Genomic DNA, 3827 nt, shown 5'->3' with positions numbered 1-3827 from the left:
GCCGGCGCCGTCGTCGTGGCGGTGTCGGTCGGCGCCGGTGCGGTGGTCTCGGCCGGGGCCGTCGTCGTGGCGGTGTCGGTCGGCGCCGGTGCGGTCGTGGTGGTGTCGGTCGGGGCCGGGTCGGTCGGGGTCGGCTCCAGGGCCTGCACCTCGGCGACCGGCTGGAGGCGTTCCGGCCGGGTCTGGCCGAAGCCGGCGGCGCCCGCCTTGCGGCGCTTCGCCTGACCCGGGTCGACCAGTTCCAGGCGGAGGCCGTCGGGCAGCCGGTCGCTGGTGGCGCCGCCAGCCGTCGCGGCCCGCACCTCCACCCCGTCGGATGGGCCGACCCAGAGGGGATCCGTGCCGCCCCGCACCTTGCCGGCGGTCGCCTCGGTGCCGGATTCCGGCCCGAAGTGGTTGTCGATCTCCAGCGGCCGCCAGCCCGACCAGTCGCCGTCGATCGCGTGGGTCCGGACAGAGATCGTGCCCTTGAAGTCGAGCTTGGGGTTCGTCCAGGTCACCCCGATCATGGCGAAGCGGTCGGTGTCCCGCTTCGGTATGGTCACCTCGCGGCCGTTCGCGGCCGGGAAGTTCACGGTGTGCAGGGCGGTGGTGACCGGCCCGTCCCCCGCGGCCCACTCCGCCACGTCGTCGCTGAAGCCCACCGCGACCAGGCTCGCGGTACCGGCCACGGCGGTGGCCACTATCGCGGCCCCGATACCGGCCGTCCGGCCGCTCCAGCGAATCCCCGTTAGTTTCACAGTTGAGTCCCTCCGAATGATCTCACCGGAGGGCACAGCGCCATCGATGCTCGATCCGTTACTCCGACACGCCGGTCAGCCGCGCAGCCACCCGACAGGGTGATCGGCGGGACCATGCGATCCGGTACCAGCCCCTAGAGTGTCGAGGTCCATCGACGAACGGGGGAGCTTCGGTGGGATATTCCGGCCGGCACGCCGCGAAGTCGCCGCTGCTTCGCCACCTCACGACGAGGTCTCGCCGGGGCCTCGCGGCGGGGGCGGCCGGGGTGGTCATGGTGGCGACGACGGTGATTGTGGTCAGCAGCGTGGTGGGGGGTTGCGGAACGTCCGCCGCGCCGGCATTGGCGCTGGTGGCGGCGACACCACGCACGCCCATCGCCGCGGCGGCCGGGTCCGGCGTCCCGACGGCCTCGTCGACCGACGGCGCAGTACCGGTCCACCCGCCACCGCCGGTGCGCACCCCGGTCCGCTCCGAGACCGACGAGATGGTGCCGTACCGGATCGAGCGGACCAACCGGCCGCGTCCGGCGAGCGCGTGGGTGCCCGTCGCCGGTGTGGAGACCAGAGTGGGTGACCTGCCGGTGACTCTCACGGGCGTCTCGTCCGTGCGTCCCACCTCGGTCCGCGTGGAGGTGCTGGATGACCGGACCCGGGAGGCGGCGGGTGTCTCCGGGGCGCTGTTGCGGCTGTCCTGCGCGGATGGCGTGACCGCTGCCGCCACCGTTCGTCTGCGGGTCTCCTACTGGGACTTCGCCCAGGTCTACGGCGGCGACTACGCGAATCGGGTCGGGCTCGTCCGGTTGCCCACCTGCGCCCTCACCGACCCGGCCCAGCGGGAGTGCCTGCGACGCCGGACGCGCCTCGACGCGGAGCGCCGCGACGCCGCCCTCTCCGCCGACGTCACCGTTCCCGCCGGGGACGAGCACGTCCTCGTCGGCGTCACCTGACCGCCCGGGTCCCTTCCCTTTTCGTCGCCCTCTTTCCGATCGCGCTGAGGACCTGCCATGGATCGCTCCGCTGCCGCATCCTTCCCGCCCGTCGTCCCGCACGCCCCCGTCGCCGGGGCGGGCAGAGACCCCGGCTCGCACCGGCGCCCGCCGGGACGCCTTGTCGGCGTGCTGCGCGGCCGCCGTGGCCGGCGGTACCTGGCCGCCGCTTCGGTCCTGCTCCTGGTGGTGGTGACCGCGATCGTGCTGTTGACCGGAAGACAGTCGCCGGAAACCGTGGTGCGCGACTTTTACGCGGCGCTCGCCGCCCGGGACGCCGGCGCGGCCCGGATGCTTCTCTTCTCCGACGTCACCGTGGACAAGGACGTCGCCCTCCTGACGGACGCCATCCTGAGAAGCCCCGGCTACACGCCACCCAGCAGGATCCGGCTCACCCGGCTTCCCGCACCGAGGCCCCACTTTCCCCGCGAGGGGGAGGAGAAGGAAGAGGAGGAGGCGTTGGTGCGGGTGGACGGCGAGCTGGCTGGCCGGGCCTGGCAGAGGGAGGTGAGGCTGGGCCGGGGTGGGCCGTACGGCGACCGCTGGGTGATGCTGGGCGGGCCTGTCGGGTTGGGGGTGACCAGCAGTATCCGGGACGGGGTGCTGATCGTCGCCGGCACGCCGTACCGGCGCTCCGGCCGCGACCTTGTGGTCTTCCCCGGCGCCTACCAGGTCGCCCTGGCCGAGCATCCGCTCTTCGAGGCCGACCCGGTCACCGCGCTCGCCGGCAGCAGTCCTGAGGTGCAGCTGACGACCCGGGTACGGGCCGACGCCCGTCTGGAGATCGACCGGCAGATCCGCGTTCACTTGGACGCGTGCGCGGCCAGCCGGGAGGTGAACGCCCCGGGTCGCTGTCGGCTGGCCGACGTGATGACGCTGACCCTGGCCCAGCTGCGGGCCGCCCGGGCTTCGCGCAGGATCACCCGCTATCCGACCGTGCTGGTGGAGGAAACCGGCGGCATCGAGCACCCGCTCGGCTTCCGCACGGAGATGCCGGGGGAGATCGAGGTGGTGATCCGTACCTCGCCGACCGGGGCGCCGCTGATCAACCGCACGGAGACGCTCGAGGTTTCGGGCACCGTGGACGTCGTCGGGGGTGCGGTGGTCGTCAATCCGGCGTTCTGACGCGGTCGCTCCGGCTCACCTGTCCCGGCGCATCGGGGTGTGCGGGATGCCGTCCTCGACGTACTCGGCGCCGCTGACCGTGAAGCCGTGCCCGGCGTAGAAGTCAACCAGGTGGGTCTGCGCCTCCAGCACGCACGGCCGGTCACCGACCAGGGCGAGCGCCTCGGTCATCAGCCGGCCGGCGAGTCCGGCGCCCCGGGCCGCGGGCGCCACCACGACCCGCCCGATCCGCGCGACGCCCCCCGGATCGGCCAGGATCCGCAGGTACGCCACGACGTCGCCGTCCCGGGTCAGCCAGAGGTGCCGGGTGCCCGGTTCGACGTCCCGGCCGTCCAGCTCCGGGTACGGGCACGCCTGCTCCACCACGAACACGTCGATCCGGAGCCGGAGCAGGTCGTGGAAGGTGCGGGCGTCCAGGTCGGCGAAGGGGGCGACCCGGATCTCGATGGTCTGCGGCACCCTGCGATGTTAGGCCGCGTCCACCCGCTCGGGCTCCGCGGTGCAGCGGGTGGTGGTGGTGCGACGACGGCGGGCCACGGTGAGACCGACCGCGACCGCCAGCAGTGCGGCGGCGAGCGCGCCGACCGTCCACGGACCGAGCCCGGCCAGCCATCCGCTGACCGCGCTCTGCAGCCGGCCGGCGGTCTCGATGACCGGGTCGGCCGCGCCGCCGCCGGAGAAGAGCCGGATCTCGTACCAGCCGTACCAGGCGACGTAGCCGCCGGTCAGCACCAGCAGCAGGCCGGCGACCCGGCCGAGCAGCGGCGCGGCGCGGCGGGTGCGCCGGACCAGGGACTCCCGGGCCAGCGCGACGGCCAGCGCCGCCGCGCCCACCACCAGGCCCATGCCGAGCGCGTAGGCGACGAAGAGCCCCGCCCCGGCGGCTGGGCTGCCGGCCCGGAAACCGGCGACCACCACGGCCAGGAAGGGGCCGATGGTGCAGCCGAGCGAGGCGACGGCGTACGCCGCCCCGAAC

General features: G+C 73.9%; 3 protein-coding genes and 2 pseudogenes. 2 read left to right on the top strand and 3 right to left on the bottom strand.

The window, feature by feature from the left end:
• A pseudogene (locus DKL51_RS26005) lies at positions 1–671 on the bottom strand (hypothetical protein); the annotation flags it as partial.
• 242 nt (positions 672–913) lie between these two features.
• Between DKL51_RS26005 and DKL51_RS26000 the strand changes: the two are divergent.
• Positions 914–1687, top strand: a complete 774-nt coding sequence (locus DKL51_RS26000; RefSeq protein WP_124812611.1) for a hypothetical protein — start codon at positions 914–916, stop codon at positions 1685–1687.
• A gap of 57 nt (positions 1688–1744) precedes the next feature.
• A complete protein-coding gene (locus DKL51_RS25995; RefSeq protein WP_124812610.1) occupies positions 1745–2851 on the top strand; it encodes a hypothetical protein in 1107 nt (368 codons plus the stop codon).
• A 15-nt stretch (positions 2852–2866) separates the two neighbouring features.
• Here DKL51_RS25995 and DKL51_RS25990 read toward each other — a convergent pair whose 3' ends face one another.
• Together DKL51_RS25990 and DKL51_RS25985 are read right to left on the bottom strand one after the other, a co-directional pair.
• Entirely contained in the window at positions 2867–3310 is a 444-nt protein-coding gene (locus DKL51_RS25990) for a GNAT family N-acetyltransferase (RefSeq protein WP_109942700.1), read from the bottom strand.
• A 9-nt stretch (positions 3311–3319) separates the two neighbouring features.
• Positions 3320–3827, bottom strand: a pseudogene (locus tag DKL51_RS25985) (cytochrome c biogenesis protein CcdA); the annotation flags it as partial.

The sequence above is a fragment of the Micromonospora globispora genome (assembly GCF_003857015.1).
Lineage (GTDB): Bacteria > Actinomycetota > Actinomycetes > Mycobacteriales > Micromonosporaceae > Micromonospora > Micromonospora globispora.
The sequence above is the reverse complement of the archived record's forward strand: the minus strand, read 5'-3'. Positions and strand labels throughout refer to the sequence as shown.

Bases quoted from the DNA above. Each gene is read 5' to 3' on its own strand.
- DKL51_RS25995 (WP_124812610.1), top strand. From the start codon at position 1,745: ATGGATCGCTCCGCTGCCGCATCCTTCCCGCCCGTCGTCCCGCACGCC.